Here is a 22278-nt window from a genome sequence, read left to right as displayed (position 1 = left end):
AGGATTTTTACTAAGAGATCAATACACCAATGGCTAGGAAGGCGAGGATCAAAACAATAATCGTGATTAATAGCTTGGTAACAAACTTGATCCACTTATCAAACCCAACGTTGACTACAGATAGAGAAACAAGAATCAACCCCGTTGGTGCTACCAATCCAATCAAGCCTTGGCCCCAATTGTAGGCATCTACAATCAATGCACGATCAATTCCGACAACATCCGCTAAAGGCGCCATGATCGGCATTGATAATACGGCTAGCCCAGAGGAAGACTGGATGAAGAAGCCTAAGATAATGTAAACAAGAAACATAAACCAAATGAAGATAACGTTGTTCATGCCACTAATTGCGTTGCTAAAGAAATTCATGATTGTATCGCTGATGAAGCTATTTTCCATCACGATACCGACAGAACGTGCCAAACCGACGATTAAAGCAACACCAAGAAGATCAGCCGCACCTGTAACAAAACTGTCGATGAATTTTTTCTCCCCTAAGCCGGAGACAAAAGCTAAGACATAGGTTACCGCTAAAAAGACTACAGCGATCTCAGTAAAATACCAACCTAACTGCTGGACACCATAGATCATAACTACAAAACCTAGGGCAAAAACGATCAATGAAAATTTTTGACGTCTGGTAAAATCAGCGTTTTTTTCACGATCCTGTCCACCTAAAAAGCGTTCGCGATCACTCACTGCCTGTTCAGCGACTAAAGAAGCTGCGGGGTTCAAGCGTACTTTTTCGGCATAACGAATCGTGTAGAGAATCGAAATACCGACAGCGGCGATCCACATCAAAATACGTAAGGGCATGCCATCAGTAAAGCTGATCCCCGCGGCATTCGATGCAATAACCGTGGAGAATGGATTAATGGTGGAGCTCATTGTCCCGATGGCCGTCCCTAAGTAGATCGTGGCGACAGCCGTTAAGGTATCATAACCTGCTAATAAGAAGATCGGAATCAAGATTGGATAAAAAGCGATGGTTTCTTCCGCTAGTCCAAAAGTTGTTCCACCAATTGCGATTAACGTAGTGACGATTACGATCAGCCATTTTTGTTTTCCTTTGAGCTTCTCTGAAAGGCGCATCATGCCAGCATCCATTGCTCCGGTGGCATTGACGATGCCGATGACGCCGCCCAAAATTAGAATAAAGATCATGATATCGACGCTTTCAGTAATCCCTTGAACTTGAGAACGTAAAAACTGAGTGATGGTTCCTGTTATCCCACGTTTTGGTTTTTTGATTTGCTCGTAAGAATTTGGAATTGCTGCAGGCCGGTAGATTGTTCCGTCGCGAAACTTGTCGACTTTGATATGAATATCATATTTGTCTAATGTTTTTTGCGTTGCTGGCTCCATGACTGTTTTGTCTTGTGCATTGGTGATGGCGAATTGGTCTTTTCCGCTGTCATAGGTCAGGGTACTGTATTTTCCAGAAGGGATGAAAAAGGTTAGTGCCTGAACCATAATCAATACAATGATGATGACTGTGTACGCGGAAGGAAAACTGCGCCGTTTCTTTTTGTCCGATTGTTCCATGAAAAAGCCTCCTATAGTTTGTATTAATAAAAAATAATTACTATTAAAAAGTATAGCACTGAAGGCTTATAATCCTAAAAAGATCGCCTGTGACTTTCTGGAAAATCAGCAAGGATTCTTCTAAGAGATTACTTAATGAAAATTATTACTGTAAATAATCCAGCTTTTCCGCTATAATACGATAGGAACAAAAGGGAAAGGTGACATGAAATGGCCCAGCTTTTTTTTAAATACGGTGCAATGAATAGCGGGAAGACGATCGAGATATTGAAAGTCGCCCATAATTATGAAGAACAAAATAAACCGGTAGTACTGATGACCAGTGGCTTAGATACACGCGAAGGGGTGGGGAACATCTCTAGTCGGATCGGCTTAAGTCGCCCAGCAGTACCGATTTTTTCTGAAACCAATATTTTTGAATTCATCAAAAGTCTCGATTACAAACCTTATTGTGTCTTGATTGATGAATCTCAATTTTTATCAAAAGAACATGTCCTGCAATTGGCACAAGTCGTGGATGATTTAGATGTCCCGGTTATGGCCTTTGGCTTGAAAAATGATTTTCGTAATGAGATGTTCGAAGGATCGAAATATTTACTGCTGTATGCGGATAAATTAGAAGAATTAAAAACGATTTGTTGGTTTTGTCATAAAAAGGCAACGATGAATCTGCATTATATTGATGGTCGCCCAGTTTACGAAGGCGATCAGGTCCAAATTGGGGGCAATGAAGCCTATTACCCAGTTTGCCGCAAACATTATTTACATCCAGAAATTAAGGAGGAGAACTAATCCATGTACGATCAACTGCAAGCAATTGAAGATCGTTATGAAGAGCTAGGTGAATTATTGAGTGACCCAGAAGTCATCAGTGATACCCAGCGTTTCATGCAGCTTTCAAAAGAAGAAGCCAATACGCGCGATACAGTAGAAACTTACCGCCGCTATAAAAAAGTGGTGGAGGGAATCAGTGATGCTGAGGAGTTACTAGGTGAGAACTTAGATGCTGAAATGGCTGAGATGGCAAAAGAAGAGCTGTCAGACTTAAAAAAAGAAAAAGAAGTTTTAGAAGATGAGATCAAGATTCTGCTATTACCAAAAGACCCGAACGATGATAAAAATATCATTATGGAAATTCGCGGAGCCGCTGGTGGTGACGAAGCAGCGTTATTTGCTGGGGATCTTTTCAACATGTATCAGAAGTATGCTGAAAGCCAAGGCTGGAAAACAGAGGTCATGGAGGCCAATGTAACTGGAATCGGCGGGTACAAGGAAGTCATCATGATGATTACAGGCGACAGCGTCTTTTCAAAACTGAAATACGAAAGCGGCGCGCATCGTGTGCAACGTGTTCCATCAACGGAATCTCAAGGACGTATTCATACATCGACTGCGACTGTCGTGGTGATGCCGGAAGCAGAGGAAGTTGAAATTGATATCGCCGATAAGGATATTCGGACAGATATTTATCACGCATCAGGTGCTGGTGGACAGCACGTCAATAAGACAGCGTCGGCCGTTCGTTTAACCCATATTCCAACGGGGATCGTTGTCGCTATGCAGGATGAACGTTCTCAAATCAAAAACCGAGAAAAAGCAATGAAGATTTTACGTGCTCGTGTCTATGATAAGATTCAACAAGAAGCACAAAGTGAATATGATGCAAGCCGTAAATCAGCTGTCGGTACTGGAGATCGTTCCGAACGTATCCGTACGTATAACTTTCCACAAAATCGTGTGACGGATCATCGTATCGGCCTAACCATTCAAAAATTAGATCAGATCCTAGCAGGTAAGCTGGATGAGATTATTGATGCCTTAATTATGTATGATCAAACCACGAAGCTGGAAGAGATGCAAAATGGCTAAAACTTATGTAGAAGTCCTGTCAGGGGCTTCTTCTTTTTTAGAAGCTTCTGGCAAAGAGGGCTATGCGATCGAATACCTATTTTTAGCCCGCAAAAATTGGAATAAAACACAATGGCTGCTTCACATGCGGGAGGAAATCTCCTCTTCGGATGAAGCAATGATAAAAAAAGATTTAGCCAGACTGATGGAGAACATTCCTCCTCAGTACTTGCTGGGCTATGAATATTTTTTTGATCATCGTTTTAAAGTCACCAAAGATACATTGATTCCACGACCAGAGACAGAAGAACTGGTGGCTTTGTGCTTATCCATGAATAACGATCGTGAGTCTAAAAACGTTATTGACATTGGGACAGGTACGGGAGCAATTGCAATAAGTTTAAAGTTGGCGCGTCCAATGTGGCAGGTAACCGCTGTTGATATATCCGCAGCTGCGCTAAAAGTAGCAAAAGAAAATGCGGAGACGCTGCAGGCAGTTATTGATTTTAAGAAAAGTGATGTTTTATCGGGAACTTCTGAAAAATACGATGTCATTATCAGCAATCCTCCTTACATCAGTCAAGACGAGTGGGATTTAATGGATGAAAGTGTACGAACTTATGAACCCAAAACGGCGCTTTTTGCTGAGAAGGATGGGCTAGCTATTTACCAAAAGATCGCTTTGGAAAGTCGTGATCATCTAAAAATAGATGGCATGATTTTTTTAGAGATTGGGTTTCGTCAAGGAATAGCGGTAAAGGAAATTTTTCAAACGGCCTTCCCCGAAAAAAAGGTAAGTATTCACCAAGATATGTCTGGAAATGATCGTATGGTCGTGATTGCGTAAAATTATTTTTATCAAACAAAATAATAAAAGAACATTGAATTGACGGGATTTACGAGCGAAAAAAAGTTATCAACATGGTTATGCACACTTGACAACTTGATTATCCACACCTCGGGGATAAGTAGAAAAAGAAAGTATTTAAATAAGGAAAGTTAGAAAAAGGAGCTGTGGAGAAGCTGTGGAAACGAAAATATTTCAATCAGATCAAATAGAGGAAGCGGCAGCGTTATTGCGCAATGGAGAGTTGGTGGCTTTCCCGACAGAGACGGTCTATGGACTCGGTGCTAATGCGCTTCTAGCCGAATCGGTGAAGCAAGTATTTGCAGTTAAGGGGCGTCCTAGTGATAATCCATTAATTGTTCATGTGGCGAACTTTTCGATGACAGAAGAGTTTGTTGAGAGCTATCACCCGTTAACTGAAACAATCATCAAACATTTTTGGCCAGGACCATTAACCTTGATTTTTAAGATCAAAACGGGGAGTTTGAGTCCTGTTGTTACGGGAGGGTTATCCACAGCAGCCTTCAGAATGCCAGATAATAAAAAAACATTATTTTTAATTGAAAAAACAGGAGCGCCACTAGTAGGACCAAGTGCAAATACGTCAGGGAAGCCAAGTCCAACGACTGCTTTACATGTTTACCATGATCTTAGTGGAAAAATTTCCGGGATTTTAGACGATGGAGCGACAGAAATCGGTGTAGAGTCGACAGTCTTAGATTTAAGCGGAGACCAGCCAACAATTTTACGACCTGGAGCAGTGACACAAGAAGCCTTGCAAGAAGTTTTAGGCGTAGAAGTGCCATTGGATAAGCACTTGGTTAAGGAAAGCGAAACACCAAAGGCACCTGGAATGAAATATAAACATTATTCGCCTGAGACATCTGTTTTAATGATCAAACCTCAAGATTGGCAAAAGGCGATGGAGTGGGCTGAAGCGAAGGATAAAAAAGTTGGTTTGTTGGTGACACCAACGACTGCTAACAAATACACTTCAGCGGATCGTTTTGTTTTTGAAGAGGACACCATTGAGGCGGCTACTCGAGGATTGTTTAGTGGCTTACGTGCCTTGGATGAGGCTAAAAAGTCCGATGTTATCTTTGCTGAGGTTTTTCCTGAAGATCACTTAGGATTGGCCTATATGAATCGTTTGAAGAAAGCGGCAGCTCAAAATTATTTTAGCGAAAAGTAAACAAAAGATTCGATTATCTGTTGAAACTTTCGTATACTTAAATCAGAAAATTGAAAGGTGGCGTTGGGATGGATTACAAAGCACTAGATCCCGAACTATGGGGAGCAATTGAAAATGAAGCGGAGCGTCAAGAACAAAATATTGAGCTGATTGCTTCAGAGAATATCGTGTCAGAAGCGGTACAAATGGCACAGGGGAGCGTCTTAACAAATAAATATGCGGAAGGCTATCCTGGTCGCCGTTACTATGGCGGTTGTGAATTTGTCGATGTTGTTGAAAATTTGGCAATTGATCGTGCGAAGGAATTATTTGATGCAAAATTTGCAAATGTACAGGCTCATTCAGGCTCTCAAGCCAACCAAGCAGCATATTTCTCATTGATCCAACCGGGAGATACCGTTTTAGGAATGGATTTATCCGCTGGAGGACATTTGACACATGGTTCACCTGTGAATGTCAGTGGAAAGCTCTATAATTTTGTCAGCTATGGCGTGGATCCTCATACAGAAACGATCGACTATGAAGTTGTTCGTATTTTGGCACGGAAACATCAACCTAAATTAATCGTAGCAGGTGCGAGTGCGTATAGCCGTACCATCGACTTTGCGCGCTTCAGAGAAATCGCTGATGAAGTGGATGCGAAATTAATGGTTGATATGGCACACATTGCTGGATTAGTCGCAACAGGTCTACATCCCAACCCAGTACCTTATGCAGATGTAGTAACGTCAACAACTCATAAAACTTTACGTGGGCCTCGTGGCGGATTGATCTTAACAAATGATGCGGATTTAGCGAAAAAAATTAATAGCGCAGTGTTCCCTGGATTGCAAGGCGGCCCATTAGAACATGTAATCGCAGGAAAAGCTGTTGCCTTTAAAGAAGCGCTAGCACCAGAGTTTAAAGAATATAGTGAACAGGTTCTAAAAAATGCCCAAGCAATGGTCAAAGTCTTTAACCAATCACCTGAAACACGGGTGATTTCTGGAGCGAGCGACAACCATTTGTTACTGCTTGAAGTTACAGGTTTTGATGTTACTGGACGCGAAGCGGAAGAATTGTTGGATAGTGTGCAGATCACCGTAAATAAGAATTCTATTCCATTTGAATCAAAAAGCTTCAAAGAAACGAGTGGGATCAGAATTGGGACACCAGCGATTACTAGTCGTGGTTTTGAAGAAAAGGATGCAAAGCAGGTCGCTGAATTAATCATTGAAACCCTGCGTTCAAAAGGGGACGAGGAAAAACTATCAGAGATTCGCAAAGCCGTTTTAGAATTAACAGATTCTCATCCGATTCATGCACATTAGACTAGTTTTCTTATAGCAGTTGTCTTATAATTAGGAGAAATGCAGAGTGCAGGATATCAGGTTCTCTAGCTAGTAGATTTAATTCTATCTATACCTTAGAGAAATGATAGAAGGCATGAAAAATGATTCTATTAAAATGAATAAGGAGCAATTTATTATGGGCAAGTTTCAAGTAATTGATCATCCATTGATCCAACACAAGTTAACGATTATTCGTGATAAAAACTGTGGAACGAAGGTATTTCGTGAAGTAGTAAATGAAATCGCGATGTTGATGGCGTATGAAGTTTCACGGGATATGCCATTAGAAGATATCGAGATCGAAACACCTATCACGTTGTCTACTCAAAAAACTTTATCTGGTAAAAAAGTTGCGATCGTACCGATTCTACGTGCGGGTATCGGCATGGTAGATGGTATCTTAGAATTGATTCCTGCTGCAAAAGTTGGGCATATTGGCATGTTCCGTGACGAAGAAACGTTGGAACCACATGAATACTTCTTCAAAATGCCAGAAGATATCGACAGTCGTCAATTATTTATCGTTGATCCAATGTTAGCGACAGGTGGATCAGCAATCATGGCGATTGACTCATTGAAAAAACGTGGGGCTTCAAACATGAAATTTGTTTGTTTAGTGGCTGCACCTGAAGGCGTTAAAGCATTACAGGAAGCACACCCAGATGTTGACATATACACCGCAGCGTTAGACGATCAATTGAACGATCAAGGCTATATCGTTCCTGGTCTAGGAGACGCAGGTGACCGTTTATTCGGAACAAAATAAGTACAAACGCGAAGGCAGGAATTTCCTGCTTTCGCGTTTTTTATTTTTGCTGTATGAATGTGAAGACTAGATAAAAAAAGCAGCACGGAAGTCTCCGTACTGCCTGTTGCAATTGAGGATCTAAATCTTTTTCATTTGTTTATAATTGACGACGACAACGCCATTGGAATGAGTAATTAAGTCTTCATTGTCTTGCTTCTCATCAATTTCAATGACTGCTGCGTTTTTCAATTGTTTAGCGACCACCCCAGTTTGAGATTGACCGCGAATAGTGAACATGACGTGTGTCTTTACGGGAAACTTTTTCCCAGCTTCGGAAGGATCAACGTGTGCCTCTATTTTACCAAATGTAGCCATCTATTTCGAACGCCTCCTTTTATCACATACCTAATTTTAGCATATTTTCAAGTTTTTTTCATGTAATCGCTTTTTGAGAAGAATCTTACTTTACTTTTTCGCAGAAGTTTTTTATAATTTCTCTTGTACGAAATGCCAGCTTAGCTCAGTTGGTAGAGCAACGCACTCGTAACGCGTAGGTCACAGGTTCGAATCCTGCAGCTGGCACTACTTCAAGTCGTCATGTCAAAGTTAACTCTTTGATAGTGGCGGCTTTTTATTATTACGGGAAAGAAATTCAAAAAGATTTCAAACTGTTTTTGTAAATTCTATGGTACCGTTAAAGTATAGAATTTTTTAAGGAGAAGTATGAAGAAAAATTATATGTTTCATTTAGCCGTGTGGGTCTATATTTTATTTATGCATTTTGGACAACAAACCTTTTCATTTATGGGATTGAATGTTTTTTTAGCGTGGTTACCCATTCTTTTTGCGCAGCTGTTTATTCAGATAAAGGATTCTTGGCGATGGATTTTTGTCCCTCTGTGGCTTTTGTTTTTCCCAAACATTCCGTATTTAATGACAGATTTATTTCACTTGGCTGCTTTAAGGATTTATCAACCAGGCGGGCATTTTTTAATGGACTCTCAAGGATGGTGGTCGTATCTTTTATTAGCATTACCGATCGTCTTGATGGTTTTTATTGGCATGGCTCAGGTATTCAAATTATTTTCAACTATTCAACTCAGTAAAAAACAAAAAGTGAGTAGTGTAACTGTATTAGCGCTCCTTTCTAGTATCGCAATTTATATTGGTCGATTTGATCGGGTGCATTCTATCGAATTGGTGGTTCATCCTGTGACTGTTTTGAAATTATTAATTGGCAATTGGTCGGTCGAAAAAATTCAATTTGTCTTGATGTTCAGCATTTTACAGTTGGGAATATGGGGACTGATTTCTTATTTACAACAAGAGACGAAAGAAGAATAAAGATTTTGCAAAGTCAGCGATGCTTGCTTTTCTTTAGGCAAAGAAGCGTCTATAATAGAGCGAGTATACTGGTGGAAAAGAGATGAACGATGGATAGACTAAAAAAGAATAATGATGATAGCCGGATTGATTATGGCGTCATTTTACCCGTATTTTTATTATGTTTGATCGGGATGCTGTCACTATATGTAGCGTTGACTCATGATACTATCAGAGATCCCAATGTTTTTCGTGGGCTTGCGATGCAGGCGATTTGGTATGTAGTTGGAGCATTAGCCGTTGTAATTATCATTCATTTAGATGCAAAGCTCCTGTGGCGTCTGACGCCATTTTTATATGTTATTGGTTTGGCCGTTATGTTGGCATTATTAAAATATTACGATCCTGCATTGGCTGCTTCAACAGGTTCAAAAAACTGGTTCAAGTTTGGTACATTTACATTCCAGCCATCGGAATTAATGAAAATCGCCTATATTTTAATGATGGCATTGATTATTACCAAACACAACGTAACGAATAAACTGCATTCGTTAAAGTCTGATGTCTTTTTAATTGGTAAGATGTTGCTAGTGACCCTCCCAGTGCTTGGGTTGATTTTGGCACAAAAGGATTTTGGAACGATGTTGGTTTTCTTAGCCATTTTTTCAGGAATGTTTCTGATGTCGGGAATATCTTGGTTGATTTTAGTTCCGGCGATTGTGTTAGCAGTAGTTGTAGGCGGTACCTTGATCTTTTTAGTAACGACGGATTCTGGACGAGAACTGCTTACTCATATTGGTTTTAAGAATTATCAATTTGCCCGAATTGACTCGTGGCTAGAGCCTTTTCATGATCCTCAGGGGAAAAGTTATCAATTGGCTCGTTCATTGATGGCGATTGGTTCTGGTGGAATGTTTGGAACGGGCTATAATGTTAGTCATGTCTATGTGCCAGTACGTGAATCCGATATGATTTTCACTGTAATCGGAGAAAATTTTGGTTTTATTGGCGGGGCCTTTGTTATTTTGCTCTATTTTATTTTGATTTATCGAATGATTCGGTTATGCTTTGACATGAATAATGAATTTTATGCTTATATCGCTTCAGGAATTATCATGATGATGCTGTTTCATGTTTTTGAAAATATTGGGGCAAATATTGGATTACTGCCATTAACAGGGATTCCACTACCATTTATCAGTCAAGGAGGATCATCGATCTTAGGAAATATGATCGGGATTGGCTTAATTTTATCGATGCGCTATCAAAGTGCGAATAAGAAACCTATTAGGAGGACACGCAGTGCTTAAATTTTATTGGTATCCTAAATGTTCAACCTGTCGTAAAGCAAAAGCTTGGCTGGATCAAGCGGGAATTGATTATGAAACGATTGACTTGGTTCAAGAGACACCTTCAGCTGATACTTTTGAAAAGTGGCTCACAGCTAGTGATCTGCCTGTAAGAAGATTTTTTAATACAAGCGGCATGAAATATCGTGAGCTTGGATTGAAGGATAAGATGGCTGAATTATCCGTTAAGGAAGCTAGTGATTTATTAGCAAGCGATGGGATGCTAGTAAAGCGCCCGTTGTTAATCAAAGAGGATCAATTTTTATTAAATGGTTTTAAAGAAACAACTTACGAAGGAGCGTTTTAAATAAATGAGTTACTTGAAAAAAAATGAAGGTCTATGGATCTTGCACAATGATAAAGATTTTTGTATGGGATTAACAGCAGAGATGGCAGAAACGCTTGGCGAGGTGACGTTCATTTCTTTACCAAAAATTGGTCAAACGGTTAAGGCTGGAGAGCCTTTATTGGAGATTGAAGCTGAAAAAGCTGTTCAAGAATTCAAAAGCCCATTAACAGGTGTTGTTTCCTCAGTTAGTGAAAAAGTTTTGGCTGATCCGGCCGCGCTGAATGTAAAAGAAGAATTAGATGCCTGGATCTTGTCATTACGTGAGGTTGATGTTGACGAGTTTGAAAACTTATAAAGAAATTTTCATTTGATGTTTGACAGGATAAAATCTCCTTGATATAATCCTTTCATACACATGAGAAAGCGATGAAAAGAAAAGTACATCTGATTAAAGTACAAAGAGAGCTCCAGTATGCTGAAAAGGAGTTACGGAAATGAGATGGAAAATGGTCTTTGAGCAGGATGGACGAAGCAGGTGCCAAGTCTATCACGGGAGTGCCCGTTACAGCACCTCAGTATACGTGGAAAACAAGTACTGGCAGAGGTTGTGATCGTAAGGTCAGAACGAATTTTAGGTGGTAACACGGAAGTCAAACTTTCGTCCTAAGTGTACATTCGTACATTTTTTTAGGGCGGAAGTTTTTTTGTGGTTTTAGAAGAAATGAATTTCGTAAGTTCCGAGCCAGCTGTGGCCGGACTGATCCTATCTAGGGTATCTGTGATGAATAGTTATCCGCAAGTTGGATATGTGAAAGGGAGTAAGAGAAACATGGCATTGATTGAGTTAAATCAAGTAGGGAAAAGTTTTACCGGCAAAACGGGACCAATCCACGCAGTCAATGGAATCAATTTAGCGATCGAAGAAAAGGATGTTTACGGCATCGTAGGTTATTCGGGTGCTGGAAAGAGCACACTGGTTCGATTGCTGAACGGATTAGAGACACCAACAGCTGGACAAGTTCTAGTAAATGGTGAAGACGTGGCTACATTGCAGGGACCTGCTTTAAGAACATTTCGGAAAAAAGTTGGAATGATTTTCCAGCATTTCAATCTATTATGGTCACGAACGGTCATCGAAAATATTCAATTACCATTAGAGCTGGCAGGTGTAGCCAAAGATCAACGAAAGAAGAAAGCAGAAGAATTATTGAGTCTTGTGGGGCTTGATGGAAGAGGGGATGCTTACCCTTCTCAATTATCTGGTGGACAAAAACAAAGAGTCGGTATCGCACGAGCTTTAGCCAATGATCCAGACATCTTGCTTTGTGATGAGGCGACAAGTGCACTAGACCCCCAGACAACGGAAGAAGTTTTAGAGCTATTAGCAAATATCAATAAACAGCTTGGGTTGACAATTGTGTTGATCACACATGAAATGAATGTGATTCGTAAAATCTGTAACAAGGTAGCTGTGATGGAATTAGGAAAAATCGTAGAGGAAGGCTCTGTTCGAGAAGTTTTCCGCCATCCACAACAGGAAGTGACCAAGATTTTTGTTCAACAGGATCTTGAGCCAAAAGCAGACCCATCTGAGTTATTGAAAGAATTTATTAAAGAAAATCCTAAAGGCACGTTAGCGACTTTGCACTTCTTAGAAGACAATGCCAATGAACCGGTCGTTTCTCAGGCGATACGCAAGTTTCCAATTAATATTAGTATCGTCTATGGAAATATCGAACGTGTAACTGGAAATTCTTTTGGCACACTGACGGTTCAATTTACAGGAGACACCGATAAAATCGAAGAAGCCATCAACTTTATTGAGACTCAACAAGTTGGAGTGGAGGTGCTGCATCGTGGATAAGAGCTTTTCAGAAACGTATCTAAATTTTCAACAGGTGTCTTGGGATACCTTAAAAGAAGCGATCAATGATACATTGTTTATGACCATTGTTTCCATGCTGATTGTTTTTGTTCTAGGATTGCTGTTAGGTTTACTGCTATATTCATTAGGAAGAAAGCATTCAGCAGCCCGCAGTATCTTGTATGGATTGGTGTCTATTCTTAGCAACATTTTCCGATCCACGCCTTTTATGATCCTAATGGTGTTGATCATTCCGTTTACCAAAGCTTTGGTAGGAACAATGTTAGGAGCCAAAGCTGCGATTCCAGCCTTGGTTTTATCAGCAGCACCATTTTATGCGCGATTAGTCGAAATTGCTTTTCGTGAAGTGGATTCAGGAGTTTTAGAAGCGGCGGATGCTATGGGAGCAAGCTATTTTCAAACTATTTACAAGGTGTTAATTCCGGAAAGCTTGCCCGCATTGATTTCAGGACTAACGGTCACATCGGTATCCATGATTGGATTCACCGCAATGGCTGGGGCGATAGGAGCGGGCGGACTCGGAGCACTAGCTTGGCAGGAAGGGTATCAACGGGGAAATTACACGGTTACTTTAGTAGCGACGGTGATTATCCTCATTATCGTATTCATTGTTCAAGGGATTGGCGATTTCTTGACAAAACGAACAGATAAACGGTAACAATTAAAACAAGAGAAACAAAAAATTATCTCTTTGAAAATATAAACTGATTAAAACTATTAGGGGGAACGAACAATGAAAAAGAAAATTTTAGGTTTTGTGGCAGTAGCTTTATTAACGGTAGGATTAGCAGCTTGTGGAAATGGGGATTCAGGTTCATCAGACAGCAGCAGTAAAGAAAAAAGTGATACATTAGTTGTAGGAGCTTCTCCAACACCTCACGCTGAAATTTTAGAACATGTAAAACCGTTACTTGAAAAAGAAGGCGTGAATTTAGAAATTAAAAAATTCGATGATTATGTATTACCAAATAAGGCATTAGCCGATAAGGATATCGATGCCAATTATTTCCAACACAAGCCTTTCTTTGAGAAAGCCGTAAAAGAAAATGATTACAAATTCACCGATGCCGGTGCGATCCATATCGAACCAATGGGCTTATATTCTAAGAAGATCAAAGATATCAAGGACTTAAAAGATGGTGCGACGATAATTACATCAAGTTCTGAATCTGACTGGGGTCGTATTATCACCATTTTACAAGATGCTGGACTAGTTAAAGTAAAAGATGGAGTAGATTTAGAAACAGCCACGTTTGATGACATCGCTGAAAATCCTAAGAAATTGAAATTTGACCACTCGATTGATCCTGCTTTGCTAGCGACAACCTACAGCAATGACGAAGGTGATTTAGTAGCAATCAATGCTAACTTTGCTTATGGTGCAGGGTTGAACCCAGTAAAAGATGCTGTGTTGCTTGAAAAAGACACATCACCATATGCAAATATTCTTGCTGTTCGTACGGAAGACAAAGACGATGCTCGCGTCAAGAAATTAGTCAAAGTCTTACACGAAAAAGATGTACAAGACTGGATCTTAGAAAAATGGGATGGCTCTGTAAAACCGGTAAATGAATAAGATATTTTTTGAACCTCAGTACAAATGTATTGAGGTTTTTTGGTTGTTGAAACAGCTCACATAGGATGATCGATTTGGATCATTTTATGTGAGCTGTTTTATCGTTAAAAGACTTTTAACCCGAAAAACAGTCAAAATATTGAACGGTTTAGATAGCGATGCTATAGTTATCACCATAAACGGGAAAGCGCTATCCTAGTTATAAAGGTAGGTTATATGATGAAGTTGATTGATTTGATGGTGAACGATTTGATTATTTTTGATGAATCAATTCGATCAAAAAAAGAGTTGTTTGAGAAACTTGGACAATTATTGGAAGAAGAGCAACGTGTCTCAAAAGCAAAAAAAGTGATCAAAGATTTGTATCGAAGAGAAGAAGAGACATCTACTGGAATAGAGGATGGTTTTGGAATTCCGCATGCCAAAAGTAAAGCTGTTTTACAGCCTACAATTTGCTTTGCACATACTGGAAAAATTTCCGACTATGAAGGTTTGGATGGAAGAAATATTGAATGTGTTTTTGCTATTTTGGTACCGCAAAAAACTGCAGATATTCATTTAGAAATTTTGAGTAAGTTGTCACGAAAGCTAATGGATGAATCATTTCGAACCCAGCTGAAAAATGCTGGAAGCCCAATGGAAGTATTAGAGATAATGAGTAAGGAGGAATCATCATGAAAATCATTGGAATAACAGCTTGTCCTACAGGGATTGCACACACGTATATGTCTGCTGAAAAACTAGAGGTTACAGCGAAAAATTTGGGTCATGAAGCTAAGTTTGAAACCCAAGGAGCAAAAACTGAAAATGTACTTACCCCTAGTGAAATTGAAGAAGCAGATGCGATTATATTAGCAGTGGATAAAGATATAGATACTAGTCGATTTGCTGGGAGAAAGATCAAGCGAGTTTCTACCGGACGAGCGATAAAAGAGCCAGAGAAAGTGATTGAAGAGGCTTTAGAAGATATTGGAACGATTAAAGTTTCTTTAGATAAGAAAAGTGGCTCACAAGAACAAAAGAGTGGAATCTATAATCATTTTATGAACGGCGTCAATTATATGCTGCCATTTGTCATTGCGGGCGGAATAATCATAGCACTAAGCTTTGCCTTTGGAATTACGGCATCGGATCCAAAGTCTGATGATTACAATGCACTCGCAGGTGCGTTATCTACGATCGGCGGAGGAACGGCCTTTGCAATGATGGTACCCGCTTTAGGAGCAGGTATTGCTAGTTCAATCGCTGGAAAGGCAGGTTTTGCCCCAGGAATTGTTGCAGGTTTGTTGGCGGCAAATGGAGGCTCTGGGTTTTTAGGTGGGATGATCGGAGGTCTATTAGCAGGGTATATGACGGATCTTTTAGCGAATAGAATTAATATCAAGCAGCGATTTGCAGCAATTTATCAATTAATCGTTGTTCCCTTGGTTTCTATCTTAGTTATTGGATTAGCGATGGTTTTCTTAATTGATAAGCCGATCGCATGGGTACTAGACGCTTTGACTAGCTGGTTAAATGGACTGGGTAATACTTCAGGTCTAATGTTTGGCTTATTGATCGGTATCATGATGGCGGCAGATATGGGTGGGCCGATAAATAAATCGATCTCAACTTTTTCGATAGGCTTGATGTCCGCTGGTGTCAATGCGCCAATAGCTGCTTGCATGGCAGCAGGCATGACACCGCCATTAGGATTAGCGTTGGCAACGATTTTATTCAAAAATAAGTTCACGAAAGAAGAACGGACTTCAGGACAATCATGTTGGATTTTAGGTGCTTCTTATATTACTGAAGGTGCGATTCCCTTTGCAGTCGCCGATCCAATTCGTGTAATCCCTAGCCTAATGCTTGGCTCAGCAACTGCTGCGGGAATCTCCATGGCAGTCGGTGTTACTTCGATGGCTCCACATGGCGGCATTTGGGTGATGTTAATTCCAAATGTAATGAACAATTTGCCGATGTATCTTCTGGCGATTGTCGCAGGTACGTTAGTAACAGCAGTAGCAGTTGGTTTATTGAAAAAACCTGTAACTGTTGAGAATAATAAAATGATTAATGAGGTGAAAATGTAATGTTATATACAATGAAGGATTTATTGAAAGTAGCAAAAGAAAACCAGTTTGCGGTTCCTGCGTTTAATATTTGCAGTTACGATATGATGAAGGCGATTATGGAAGAGGTCGAAAAACAAAATGCACCAGTAATTTTAGAAATCCATCCTGATGAAATTGCCTACCTAAATGATGAGTTTGTTGCGGCGGCTAAAGAATATGCCCACAATAGCAAAGTTCCGGTGGTCATTCATATGGATCATGGTGGTTCAGTGAAAGACGTTATGCGGGCAATTCGTAATGGGTATACATCTGTGATGATTGATGCTTCAACACAGACTTTTGAAGACAATATGAGTTTAACAAAGGAAGTTGTAAAATTGGCACATGATGTAAATGTTTCCGTTGAAGCAGAATTAGGAACTATTGGGAATAATGGTTCGGCAGAAGGGGGAACGGCGAATATCATCTATACTGATCCGAATCAAGCAGAAGAATTTGTGAAAGAAACAGGAATTGACACCTTAGCTGTAGCAATTGGAACTGCACATGGGTTGTACCCGAAAGATATGCCTCCTAAGTTGAACATTGATCTATTAAAAGAGTTAAATCAACGTATCGATATTCCTTTTGTTTTGCATGGTGGTTCTGGAAATCCTGATTCTGAGGTTAGCGAAGCTGTGAAATATGGTGTAGCAAAAGTCAATCTAAGCTCAGATCTGAAAAGCGTCTTCTTTGAGGCTTTAAGAGCTATTTTGACGAATAATCCTGAGATGTACGAGCCAGGCGATGTATATCCTGAGGCGAATGAGAAAGTGAAAGAAGTGGTAAAACATAAATTAGGCGTGCTTAACACGATCGGAAAAGCTGGATTATACTAATCAAAAGACAGAACTTTCAATTTTTTTGGAAGGGCTGTCTTCTTTTCCTTTATAAAAGTTATAATCAGTTATAGAAAAGAATAGGGGGAGAAAGATGCTAAGTGCAATTGAGGATCGACAACAACAAATTGTCAATTATTTAAAAGTACATCAGTTTGCAACGGTCACTGATTTGATTGAGCTTGTCAATTATAGTGAAGCTACTGTAAAAAGAGATCTTGTCTTGCTTGAAGAAAGTGGGCTGATCAGGCGGACACGTGGCGGTGCGATGATTATTGACAATAAAAAAATCGATGTTCCATATTTAATGAAAGTAACTCGCTTGAATGAAGAAGACAATAAACAATATATCGCAGATGTCGCGGAGACTTTGGTAAAGGATGATATGGTTATTTTTTTAGATTCTAGTACTACTAGCTTACATTTAATCAAGAATTTAAGTAAGTTTGATGGTCTACAGGTTATTACTAATGGGGTTCTTACGGCAGCCATGCTAAGCGAGTTCACTACAGCTCACGTATCGGTTTTAGGCGGTTCAATTGTGCCAAAGCGAGCGACAATTAATGGATCAAAAGCATACAATGACATATTAACTTATAATGCAGATATTGCCTTTATTGGTTGTCGAGGCTTAGATTTTGAGCATGGCGTGACTGAGACACATGAAGGAGAAGCACTGATTAAAAAAGCCTTCCGAAGACAGGCCAATCATTTGGTCGTTTTGGCAACGGATGATAAATTGGATCACAAATATATGTATCAAGCGATCGCCTGTCATGAGATCGATTATCTGATTACTGAGAAACCTTTATCCGCAGAGAAGATGAGTAGATTAAATCACCACCATATCAAATGCTTATACTAATCTCGCAAAAACACTGAGAGCTATTTTTCAGTGTTTTTTTGCAATAGATTTTTATTGTTTTACAAAAAGGATGTTCATAAAGATTGTATTATTGATAAACTATAAGAAAAGAGATGTTTTAGAAACAATATAGTTTTTTTATTATTTGTATTTTAGAAAGTAAAGGAGGAGAAGCATGAAAGTTCAAGGTCAGTGCCTTTGTGGGGAAGTGCATATCACCATTCCTCAAATTTCAGAAGAAATCACCATCTGTCATTGTCACATGTGTCAAAAGTTTTTTGGCGGGCCATTTATGTCATTGGCAGGAGTAACGCCGAAGGATTTTACTTTTACCGGAAAGGAGCAGCTGCATCGTTTTCAATCATCGGAATGGGCAGAACGAGGTTCCTTTAAAAAGTGCGGCAGCAGTTTGTTCTACCATAGCCTAGCGGATGATGAGTATTATTTCCCAACGGGTCTGTTTGATGAAGTCGATCAGGCCAAGCTAATGGAGGAAATCTTTTATGATCAAAAACCTGCTTTCTTCCATTATAAAGAACCGACTGAAAAATTAACGGAGGCTGCGTTTTTGGAAAAGCTTTTCCAAGAGCCAGAGGAACATCCTTTAGGGTGAACAAATTTATAATTATTCTAAATAAAAGGCTCTTTTTTAAAAGAAAATTGGTGAATCAGTTTGTATTCCATTCTCATTTAGTCTAAAATATGTGAGAACGAGAAAAAAATTTTGGAGGTACATTCATGTCAGTTTTAGAAATCAAAGACTTACACGTTGCCATTGAAGATAAAGAGATTTTAAAAGGTGTAAACCTTGTGATGAAAACGGGAGAAATCCACGCCATCATGGGACCAAACGGTACAGGTAAATCTACCTTATCAGCGGCAATCATGGGGAACCCAAACTACGAAGTTACAAAAGGGGAAATCCTTTTCGATGGGAAAAATATTTTAGATTTAGAGGTAGATGAGCGCGCACGCTTAGGGCTATTTTTAGCGATGCAATACCCAAGTGAGATTCCAGGAATCAGTAACGCAGAGTTCATGCGTGCAGCGATGAATGCTCGCCGTGAAGAAGACGACAAAATCTCCGTTATGCAATTCTTGAAAAAATTAGATAAAAAAATGGAATTGCTGAATATGCCTGAAGAAATGGCTGAACGCTATTTGAACGAAGGCTTCTCTGGTGGGGAAAAGAAACGGAACGAAATTTTACAGTTATTAATGATCGAACCAACCTTTGCGATCTTAGATGAAATCGATTCTGGTCTAGATATCGACGCCTTGAAAGTCGTAGCTAAAGGAATTAACGAAATGCGTGGCGAAGAGTTCGGTGCGTTGATCATTACCCATTATCAACGTCTATTGAACTACATCGTACCTGATGTGGTGCATATTATGATGGATGGACGAGTAGTCTTGACTGGCGATGCAGAATTAGCGAAACGTTTAGAAGCTGAAGGCTATGCAGGGATTTCTGCTGAATTAGGTATCGATTACAAAGAAGAAGTTTAGGAGGGCAAGATAGATGAAAAAATGGACAGAATATCTTGAGGCCGTTAAAACTTTTTCAGCCGAATGGGGCGAACCTCAATGGATGACTGACTTGCGTGTTAATGCGTTGAATAAAATTGATGAACTGCCTTTGCCTGTGATTGAAAAAGTGAAATTTGCTCGTTGGAACCTTTACAATGTAAAACCAGAACACCAAGAAGCAGTGGGTACGATTCCTAGCTTTGATCAAATGAAAGACAATCCAATGATCGTACAAGCTGGTGAAACGACTGTTTTTGAACAAATTTCACCAAAGCTTGCCGAGCAAGGAGTAATCTTCACTGACCTACTGACAGCGATGCAAGAGCATCCTGATTTAGTCAAAGAATACTACATGCAAAAGGCTGTACCAGTTGAAGAAAATTCATTGACGGCACTGCATGCAGCTTTTATGAATAATGGAATTTTCTTATATGTACCGAAAAATGTTGTGATCGAAGAGCCAATCGAAAGTCTTTTCTTGCACAATGGGGATGACGATGCGCATTTCTTCAAGCATGTCTTGGTTGTGGCGGAAGACAACAGTGAGTTTTCATATTTGGAGCGCTTTGAATCACAAGGAGAAGCAGCGAAGAAGCTGTCTGGGAATGTCGTAGTCGAAGTAATCACGAAACCCGGCGCACGTGTGAAATTCTCAGCGGTAGATTCCTTAGGCGCCAATATTGCTACTTATATGAATCGTCGTGGCTACTTGATGCGTGATTCGATGATTGAATGGGCAATTGGGATCATGAATGATGGCAATGTGATCGCAGACTTTGACTCTGATTTAGTCGGCGAAGGTTCTCATTCAGAAGTCAAGATCGTAGCTATCAGTGACGGTAAGCAAATTCAAGGAATTGATACTCGAGTGACGAACAAAGCGCCTCACACGATTGGACACATTTTGCAGCATGGAGTTATTTTAGAGAAATCGACCTTGACCTTCAATGGAATCGGTCATATCTTAAAAGGAGCAAAGGGTGCCGATGCACAACAAGAAAGTCGCGTATTGATGCTGTCAGAGAAATCTCGCGGAGATGCCAATCCAATTCTTTTGATTGATGAAAATGAAGTAACTGCTGGGCACGCGGCCAGTGTTGGACGAGTAGACCCTGACGAGTTGTTTTATCTAATGAGTCGCGGATTAGAAAAAGCAGCAGCAGAACGCTTAGTCATTCGCGGATTTTTAGGACCTGTTATTACTGCTATTCCAGTGAAAGCCACCCAAGAGCAATTGATCGCAACGATCGAAGGGAAGTTGAGTAAATAATGAGGGATTTTTCTACGATTAGAAAAGATTTTCCGATTCTTTTCCAAGAAGTAAATGATGAACCACTTGTTTATTTAGACAATGCAGCAACCACACAAAAGCCGACGCAAGTCTTAGACGTCCTGCGTCATTACTACGAACATGATAATGCCAATGTACATCGCGGGGTCCATACTTTAGCCGAACGGGCGACGGAAGATTATGAGAATAGTCGAGAAAAAGTTCGGGCATTTATCAACGCTAAAGAAACATCTGAGGTGTTGTTTACTCGAGGTACGACCACCGGGTTAAATTGGTTAGCACGAAGTTATGGGGATGCCTTCATTAAGGAAGGTGACGAGATCGTTATTTCTTACATGGAGCATCATTCCAATATTATCCCATGGCAACAGTTAGCGGCACGGAAGGGGGCGACATTACGCTACCTACCACTGACCGACGAAGGTTTCATTGATATGACTGCCGCAAAAGAGATGATCAATGAAAAAACAGCGATTGTTTCATTGGCCTATGTATCAAATGTTCTTGGTGTCATCAATCCAATTAAAGAATTGGCAGAGATGGCTCATGAGAACGACGCTGTGATGATCGTAGATGGTGCCCAAGCAGCACCGCATATGATAGTTGATGTACAAGCGTTGGATGCAGACTTTTTCGCCTTTAGCGGGCATAAAATGTGCGGGCCGACTGGAATCGGTGTATTATATGGCAAACGTCAATTGTTAGAACAAATGGAGCCGGTCGAATTCGGCGGTGAAATGATAGATTTTGTCAATCTTTACGATAGTTCATGGAAAGAGCTGCCATGGAAATTTGAAGCTGGTACTCCGAACATTGCTGGAGCAATCGCTCTAGGCGGAGCAATCGATTACTTGAATGAGATTGGTATGGAGAATATTCATCGTTATGAGCAAGAACTGGTTGCCTACGTTTTACCTAAATTACAAGCGATCGGCGGTATCACCATTTACGGACCGCAAGATCCTGAACATCATACTGGTGTGGTTGCTTTCAATTTGGAAGGCATCCATCCCCATGATGTGGCGACTGCTCTAGATATGGAAGGTGTCGCTGTACGTGCAGGACACCATTGTGCACAACCGTTAATGAACTATTTAAATCTGCCAGCGACGGCACGGGCTAGCTTCTATTTTTATAATACGAAAGAAGATGCGGACCGTTTGATCGAAGCAATCAAGGCGACGAAGGAGTTTTTCAAAGATGGCGCTATCTAAATTAGATAATTTATACCGGCAAGTAATCTTGGACCATTCCTCTCATCCACACCATCGCGGGAAGCTAAGTGATTCTACGCAAACGATCGAGATGAACAATCCGACTTGCGGCGATGTGATCGAACTTGAATTGATCGTCAAGGACGACGTCATTACAGACATTGCCTTTTCTGGGAGCGGCTGCTCAATTTCCACTGCAAGTGCATCCATGATGACAGATGCGGTGATTGGCAAGCCCGTTTCAGAAGCCGAACATCTAGCAGTGATTTTTGCTCAAATGGTTCAAGGAAATGAGATTCCTGAAAAAGATGAAGAAGCCTTAGGAGATGCAGCGATGCTTAGCGGTGTTGCAAAATTCCCAGCTCGAATCAAATGCTCAACCTTGGCTTGGAAGGCACTAGGCAAAGCTTTGACTAGCGAACAAGGAAAAGCTCGCGAAGGGCAATTTCATAAAGAATAAATGAGTGAACGACTAATCTTTTTTTTAGTCAGAAAATGAATACATTAAAACG

The 22278-nt window shown here is 40.2% G+C and carries 24 protein-coding genes, 1 tRNA gene and 1 other annotated feature; of the genes, 23 read left to right on the top strand and 2 right to left on the bottom strand.

Going from position 1 to position 22278, the window contains the following annotated elements; translation table 11 throughout:
* Window positions 1–10: 10 nt before the first annotated feature.
* A complete protein-coding gene (locus tag J9537_RS10715) occupies window positions 11–1546 on the bottom strand; it encodes a YfcC family protein (protein WP_028020366.1) in 1536 nt (511 codons plus the stop codon).
* Between the two features lie 210 nt (window positions 1547–1756).
* Between J9537_RS10715 and J9537_RS10710 the strand changes: the two genes are divergently transcribed.
* From J9537_RS10710 to upp, 6 genes are all read left to right on the top strand, one after another.
* A complete protein-coding gene (locus tag J9537_RS10710) occupies window positions 1757–2338 on the top strand; it encodes a thymidine kinase (protein WP_010745790.1) in 582 nt (193 codons plus the stop codon).
* 3 nt (window positions 2339–2341) lie between these two features.
* Window positions 2342–3415: a peptide chain release factor 1 gene (gene prfA, locus J9537_RS10705; RefSeq protein ID WP_010745791.1), complete on the top strand. Its 1074-nt coding sequence runs from the start codon at window positions 2342–2344 to the stop codon at window positions 3413–3415.
* Entirely contained in the window at window positions 3408–4241 is an 834-nt protein-coding gene (gene prmC / locus J9537_RS10700; protein WP_028020365.1) for a peptide chain release factor N(5)-glutamine methyltransferase, read from the top strand. The genes prfA and prmC overlap by 8 nt, the downstream gene beginning before the upstream one ends.
* Window positions 4242–4419: 178 nt before the next feature.
* Window positions 4420–5433, top strand: coding sequence for an L-threonylcarbamoyladenylate synthase (locus J9537_RS10695; RefSeq protein WP_028020364.1), 1014 nt, complete (start codon window positions 4420–4422; stop codon window positions 5431–5433).
* 68 nt (window positions 5434–5501) lie between these two features.
* Window positions 5502–6743 (top strand): serine hydroxymethyltransferase, encoded by a 1242-nt coding sequence (gene glyA, locus J9537_RS10690; protein ID WP_218256171.1) that lies wholly within the window; start codon window positions 5502–5504, stop codon window positions 6741–6743.
* A 157-nt stretch (window positions 6744–6900) separates the two neighbouring features.
* A complete protein-coding gene (gene upp, locus J9537_RS10685) occupies window positions 6901–7530 on the top strand; it encodes a uracil phosphoribosyltransferase (RefSeq protein ID WP_010745795.1) in 630 nt (209 codons plus the stop codon).
* 120 nt (window positions 7531–7650) lie between these two features.
* On the opposite strand, the gene J9537_RS10680 is transcribed toward upp, so the two are convergent.
* Window positions 7651–7887: a hypothetical protein gene (locus tag J9537_RS10680; RefSeq protein ID WP_010745796.1), complete on the bottom strand. Its 237-nt coding sequence runs from the start codon at window positions 7885–7887 to the stop codon at window positions 7651–7653.
* Between the two features lie 134 nt (window positions 7888–8021).
* Between J9537_RS10680 and J9537_RS10675 the strand changes: the two genes are divergently transcribed.
* The 17 genes from J9537_RS10675 (at window position 8022) to sufU (ending at window position 22226) form a co-directional block, all read left to right on the top strand.
* A tRNA-Thr gene (locus J9537_RS10675) sits at window positions 8022–8094 on the top strand.
* Window positions 8095–8235: 141 nt separating this feature from the next.
* Window positions 8236–8856: a DUF1361 domain-containing protein gene (locus tag J9537_RS10670; protein ID WP_218256170.1), complete on the top strand. Its 621-nt coding sequence runs from the start codon at window positions 8236–8238 to the stop codon at window positions 8854–8856.
* An 89-nt stretch (window positions 8857–8945) separates the two neighbouring features.
* Window positions 8946–10145: an FtsW/RodA/SpoVE family cell cycle protein gene (locus J9537_RS10665; RefSeq protein ID WP_010745855.1), complete on the top strand. Its 1200-nt coding sequence runs from the start codon at window positions 8946–8948 to the stop codon at window positions 10143–10145.
* A complete protein-coding gene (locus tag J9537_RS10660; RefSeq protein WP_010745856.1) occupies window positions 10138–10491 on the top strand; it encodes an arsenate reductase family protein in 354 nt (117 codons plus the stop codon). Before J9537_RS10665 ends, J9537_RS10660 begins: the two co-directional genes overlap by 8 nt.
* A 4-nt stretch (window positions 10492–10495) precedes the next feature.
* On the top strand, window positions 10496–10828 hold the full coding sequence (locus tag J9537_RS10655; protein ID WP_010745857.1) for a glycine cleavage system H family protein: 333 nt from the start codon (window positions 10496–10498) through the stop codon (window positions 10826–10828).
* 62 nt (window positions 10829–10890) lie between these two features.
* Window positions 10891–11142 (top strand) — a binding site (T-box leader).
* 160 nt (window positions 11143–11302) lie between these two features.
* A complete protein-coding gene (locus J9537_RS10650; RefSeq protein WP_035016339.1) occupies window positions 11303–12337 on the top strand; it encodes a methionine ABC transporter ATP-binding protein in 1035 nt (344 codons plus the stop codon).
* Window positions 12330–13016, top strand: coding sequence for a methionine ABC transporter permease (locus J9537_RS10645; RefSeq protein WP_010745859.1), 687 nt, complete (start codon window positions 12330–12332; stop codon window positions 13014–13016). Before J9537_RS10650 ends, J9537_RS10645 begins: the two co-directional genes overlap by 8 nt.
* 75 nt (window positions 13017–13091) lie before the next feature.
* Window positions 13092–13934: a MetQ/NlpA family ABC transporter substrate-binding protein gene (locus tag J9537_RS10640; RefSeq protein ID WP_218256169.1), complete on the top strand. Its 843-nt coding sequence runs from the start codon at window positions 13092–13094 to the stop codon at window positions 13932–13934.
* 219 nt (window positions 13935–14153) lie between these two features.
* Window positions 14154–14612 (top strand): PTS sugar transporter subunit IIA, encoded by a 459-nt coding sequence (locus tag J9537_RS10635; RefSeq protein ID WP_218257366.1) that lies wholly within the window; start codon window positions 14154–14156, stop codon window positions 14610–14612.
* Complete coding sequence (locus J9537_RS10630; protein ID WP_218256168.1) at window positions 14609–16006, top strand: PTS fructose transporter subunit IIC; 1398 nt, start codon at window positions 14609–14611, stop codon at window positions 16004–16006. Before J9537_RS10635 ends, J9537_RS10630 begins: the two co-directional genes overlap by 4 nt.
* The gene (locus J9537_RS10625) at window positions 16006–16866 is read left to right on the top strand and encodes a ketose-bisphosphate aldolase (RefSeq protein WP_218256167.1); all 861 of its coding nucleotides are present in this window, start codon (window positions 16006–16008) and stop codon (window positions 16864–16866) included. The genes J9537_RS10630 and J9537_RS10625 overlap by 1 nt, the downstream gene beginning before the upstream one ends.
* A 94-nt stretch (window positions 16867–16960) precedes the next feature.
* Window positions 16961–17731 (top strand): DeoR/GlpR family DNA-binding transcription regulator, encoded by a 771-nt coding sequence (locus tag J9537_RS10620; protein WP_010745864.1) that lies wholly within the window; start codon window positions 16961–16963, stop codon window positions 17729–17731.
* A 175-nt stretch (window positions 17732–17906) separates the two neighbouring features.
* Window positions 17907–18344 (top strand): GFA family protein, encoded by a 438-nt coding sequence (locus J9537_RS10615; protein WP_218256166.1) that lies wholly within the window; start codon window positions 17907–17909, stop codon window positions 18342–18344.
* A 125-nt stretch (window positions 18345–18469) separates the two neighbouring features.
* Window positions 18470–19240 (top strand): Fe-S cluster assembly ATPase SufC, encoded by a 771-nt coding sequence (sufC, locus tag J9537_RS10610; protein WP_010745866.1) that lies wholly within the window; start codon window positions 18470–18472, stop codon window positions 19238–19240.
* Window positions 19241–19253: 13 nt separating this feature from the next.
* Complete coding sequence (gene sufD / locus J9537_RS10605) at window positions 19254–20531, top strand: Fe-S cluster assembly protein SufD (RefSeq protein WP_218256165.1); 1278 nt, start codon at window positions 19254–19256, stop codon at window positions 20529–20531.
* On the top strand, window positions 20531–21766 hold the full coding sequence (locus J9537_RS10600; RefSeq protein ID WP_218256164.1) for a cysteine desulfurase: 1236 nt from the start codon (window positions 20531–20533) through the stop codon (window positions 21764–21766). Before sufD ends, J9537_RS10600 begins: the two co-directional genes overlap by 1 nt.
* Complete coding sequence (gene sufU, locus J9537_RS10595) at window positions 21753–22226, top strand: Fe-S cluster assembly sulfur transfer protein SufU (RefSeq protein WP_010745869.1); 474 nt, start codon at window positions 21753–21755, stop codon at window positions 22224–22226. The genes J9537_RS10600 and sufU overlap by 14 nt, the downstream gene beginning before the upstream one ends.
* The last annotated feature ends 52 nt before the right edge of the window (window positions 22227–22278 follow it).

Source organism: Enterococcus raffinosus, from assembly GCF_019175485.1.
GTDB lineage: Bacteria > Bacillota > Bacilli > Lactobacillales > Enterococcaceae > Enterococcus_A > Enterococcus_A raffinosus.
This window is presented reverse-complemented; position numbering and strand designations above follow the sequence as displayed.

What these genes read in the sequence shown, in the direction of transcription:
- glyA (WP_218256171.1), top strand. Translation starts at nt 5,502, where the DNA reads ATGGATTACAAAGCACTAGATCCCGAACTATGGGGAGCAATTGAAAAT.
- J9537_RS10715 (WP_028020366.1), bottom strand. Translation starts at nt 1,546, where the DNA reads ATGGAACAATCGGACAAAAAGAAACGGCGCAGTTTTCCTTCCGCGTAC.
- J9537_RS10640 (WP_218256169.1), top strand. Translation starts at nt 13,092, where the DNA reads ATGAAAAAGAAAATTTTAGGTTTTGTGGCAGTAGCTTTATTAACGGTA.
- sufU (WP_010745869.1), top strand. Translation starts at nt 21,753, where the DNA reads ATGGCGCTATCTAAATTAGATAATTTATACCGGCAAGTAATCTTGGAC.
- sufC (WP_010745866.1), top strand. Translation starts at nt 18,470, where the DNA reads ATGTCAGTTTTAGAAATCAAAGACTTACACGTTGCCATTGAAGATAAA.
- J9537_RS10650 (WP_035016339.1), top strand. Translation starts at nt 11,303, where the DNA reads ATGGCATTGATTGAGTTAAATCAAGTAGGGAAAAGTTTTACCGGCAAA.
- J9537_RS10655 (WP_010745857.1), top strand. Translation starts at nt 10,496, where the DNA reads ATGAGTTACTTGAAAAAAAATGAAGGTCTATGGATCTTGCACAATGAT.
- J9537_RS10670 (WP_218256170.1), top strand. Translation starts at nt 8,236, where the DNA reads ATGAAGAAAAATTATATGTTTCATTTAGCCGTGTGGGTCTATATTTTA.
- J9537_RS10635 (WP_218257366.1), top strand. Translation starts at nt 14,154, where the DNA reads ATGAAGTTGATTGATTTGATGGTGAACGATTTGATTATTTTTGATGAA.
- J9537_RS10620 (WP_010745864.1), top strand. Translation starts at nt 16,961, where the DNA reads ATGCTAAGTGCAATTGAGGATCGACAACAACAAATTGTCAATTATTTA.
- prmC (WP_028020365.1), top strand. Translation starts at nt 3,408, where the DNA reads ATGGCTAAAACTTATGTAGAAGTCCTGTCAGGGGCTTCTTCTTTTTTA.
- J9537_RS10630 (WP_218256168.1), top strand. Translation starts at nt 14,609, where the DNA reads ATGAAAATCATTGGAATAACAGCTTGTCCTACAGGGATTGCACACACG.
- J9537_RS10615 (WP_218256166.1), top strand. Translation starts at nt 17,907, where the DNA reads ATGAAAGTTCAAGGTCAGTGCCTTTGTGGGGAAGTGCATATCACCATT.
- J9537_RS10625 (WP_218256167.1), top strand. Translation starts at nt 16,006, where the DNA reads ATGTTATATACAATGAAGGATTTATTGAAAGTAGCAAAAGAAAACCAG.
- sufD (WP_218256165.1), top strand. Translation starts at nt 19,254, where the DNA reads ATGAAAAAATGGACAGAATATCTTGAGGCCGTTAAAACTTTTTCAGCC.
- J9537_RS10680 (WP_010745796.1), bottom strand. Translation starts at nt 7,887, where the DNA reads ATGGCTACATTTGGTAAAATAGAGGCACACGTTGATCCTTCCGAAGCT.
- J9537_RS10600 (WP_218256164.1), top strand. Translation starts at nt 20,531, where the DNA reads ATGAGGGATTTTTCTACGATTAGAAAAGATTTTCCGATTCTTTTCCAA.
- prfA (WP_010745791.1), top strand. Translation starts at nt 2,342, where the DNA reads ATGTACGATCAACTGCAAGCAATTGAAGATCGTTATGAAGAGCTAGGT.
- J9537_RS10665 (WP_010745855.1), top strand. Translation starts at nt 8,946, where the DNA reads ATGGATAGACTAAAAAAGAATAATGATGATAGCCGGATTGATTATGGC.
- J9537_RS10710 (WP_010745790.1), top strand. Translation starts at nt 1,757, where the DNA reads ATGGCCCAGCTTTTTTTTAAATACGGTGCAATGAATAGCGGGAAGACG.
- upp (WP_010745795.1), top strand. Translation starts at nt 6,901, where the DNA reads ATGGGCAAGTTTCAAGTAATTGATCATCCATTGATCCAACACAAGTTA.